The sequence below is a fragment of the Pseudomonas sp. SDT291_1_S447 genome, from assembly GCF_054070155.1.
Genome location: NZ_JBSVXS010000395.1, coordinates 1 through 233 on the forward strand (window position 1 = coordinate 1; position 233 = coordinate 233).

1 pseudogene is annotated in these 233 nt (G+C 65.7%); it reads right to left on the reverse strand.

Features of this window, described 5'->3' with window-relative positions:
* Positions 1-233, reverse strand: a pseudogene (locus ACW9IR_RS30065) (YajG family lipoprotein); the annotation flags it as partial.

Here is a 233-nt window from a genome sequence, read left to right on the forward strand (position 1 = left end):
GATGGACGCTTCGGTCACGTACAGGCCGTCTTTAGGCGACTGGTATTTCAGTTCAGCCAGAGTGATGGTCAGCTGCGGCGCACCCGGTGCGTTGGCGCTCGGGGTGAAACCCAGCAGACGCACGGCGGCTTCTGCCTGGGCCTGCAGTTTGGGCAGCACGTCCTGGGCATTCACCGAGACCAAGGCGGTTTCCGGGTACAGGCCACCGCGCGAGCCGAGGGTCGGCGACGGAC